Raw genomic sequence first — 2117 nt, 5'->3', positions numbered from 1 at the left:
GCTACTCCCTATTCGCTATTCGCTTTCAGTGTTTCGTTGCGCGGATCGCGGCCCAGACGGTGGACGGCGAAGCCGGCATGGCAAGATCGTTGCTGCCGATGGCGTCGGTGAGGGCGTTGATCACCGCCGGCGGCGAGCCGATGGCGCCGGCCTCGCCGCAGCCCTTGATCCCCAACGGATTGCCCGGGCATGGCGTGTTCGAGGTCGAGACCTTGAACGACGGTAGATCGCCGGCGCGCGGCATGGTGTAGTCCATGTAGCTCGCGGTCAAAAGCTGGCCGCTATTGTCATAATGGGCGCCTTCGAGCAGCGCCTGGCCGATGCCTTGCGCCAGCCCGCCATGCACCTGGCCTTCGACGATCATCGGGTTGATGATGTTGCCGAAATCGTCGGCAGCGACGAACTGGACGATCTCGGTGACGCCGGTTTCCGGGTCGACCTCGACCTCGCAGATATAGCAGCCCGCCGGGAAGGTGAAATTCGACGGATCGTAGAACGCCGTCTCCTTCAGCCCGGGCTCCATGCCGCCCGGCAGGTTGTGGGCAGTGTAGGCGGCCAGCGCCATCTGGAACCACGGCACGTTCTTGTCGGTGCCGGCGACCTTCAGCGCGCCATTCTCGATGACGATATCGCCTTCGTCGGCTTCGAGCAGGTGTGCCGCGATCTTCTTGGCCTTGGCCTCGACCTTGTCGAGGGCCTTGACGATGGCCGACATGCCGACTGCACCCGAGCGCGAGCCATAGGTGCCCATGCCCATCTGCACCTTGTCGGTGTCGCCATGCACGATCGAGACCGAATCGAGCGGCACGCCGAAGCGCTCGTTGACCAGTTGCGCGAAGGTCGTCTCATGGCCCTGGCCGTGGCTGTGCGAGCCAGTCAGCACCTCGATCGTGCCGACCGCGTTGACGCGCACTTCCGCCGATTCCCAAAGGCCGACACCGGCGCCGAGCGAGCCGACGGCAGCAGACGGGGCGATGCCGCAGGCTTCGATGTAGCAGCTCATGCCAATGCCGCGCAGCAGCCCCTTCTTGGCGGCGGCGGCCTTGCGCTTGGCAAAGCCGGCATAATCCGACGCCTTCATTGCCGCATCGAGCGAAGCGGCATAGTCGCCGGCGTCATAGCACATGATGACCGGCGTCTGATGCGGAAACGCTGTGACGAAGTTCTTGCGCCGCAGCTCGGCCGGCGAGACGCCGAACTGGCGGGCCGCCGTCTCCATCATGCGCTCCATGACGAAGGTCGCTTCCGGCCGCCCTGCCCCGCGATACGCATCGACGGGCGCGGTGTTGGTATAGATCGCCTTCACATTGGCGTGGATGGCCGGGATATTGTACTGGCCCGACAGCAGCGTCGCATAGAGGTAGGTAGGCGTCGCCGACGAAAACAGCGACATATAGGCGCCAAGATTGGCCTGGGTTTCGACCTTCAGGCCGAGGATCCTGTGGTCCTTGTCGAAGGCCATTTCAGCATGGGTGTGATGGTCGCGGCCATGCGCGTCGGTCAGAAAACTCTCGGTCCGGTCAGCCACCCATTTGACCGGCACCCCGGTCTTCTTCGACGCCCACAGGCAGACGATCTCTTCGGGATAGATGTAGATCTTCGAGCCGAAACCGCCGCCGACATCGGGCGCGATCACGCGCAGCTTGTTTTCCGGCGCGACATTGTAGAAGGCGCTCATCACCAGCCGCGCCACATGCGGGTTCTGCGAGGTCGTCCAGCAGGTGTAGTGATCCTCGGCCTTGTCGTAATGGCCAAGTGCGGCGCGCGGCTCCATGGCGTTAGGCACCAGCCGATTGTTGATGATGTCCATCTTGACGACATGGGCTGCCTTCCCGAAGGCCGCATCCGTGTCGTCGGCATTGCCGATGTCCCAGTCGAAGATCAGATTGTTGTCCGCTTCGGGGTGGATCTGCGGCGCACCCTTGTCCATCGCCTTGGAGGCGTCGACGACGGCCTTCAACTCCTTGTAGGTGATCTCGACCGCCTCGGCGGCGTCACGCGCTTGCCCCTTGGTCTCGGCGACGACAATGACGACGGCGTCACCGACATAACGGACCCGGTCGAAGGCGAGTGGCGACCATGCCCCCATCTTCATCGGCGAGCCGTCCTTGGAATAG

1 protein-coding gene is annotated in these 2117 nt (G+C 63.7%); it reads right to left on the bottom strand.

Annotated features, from left to right (window positions below; all coding sequences use genetic code 11):
- Nucleotides 1–25: 25 nt before the first annotated feature.
- Nucleotides 26–2117, bottom strand: a 2092-nt coding sequence (locus EN969_RS28085; protein ID WP_164758556.1) for a xanthine dehydrogenase family protein molybdopterin-binding subunit, incomplete at its 5' end; no start/stop codon positions are given.

This window comes from Mesorhizobium sp. M7A.F.Ca.CA.003.01.2.1 (assembly GCF_003998945.1).
Taxonomy (GTDB): domain Bacteria; phylum Pseudomonadota; class Alphaproteobacteria; order Rhizobiales; family Rhizobiaceae; genus Mesorhizobium; species Mesorhizobium ciceri.
The sequence above is the reverse complement of the archived record's forward strand: the minus strand, read 5'-3'. Positions and strand labels throughout refer to the sequence as shown.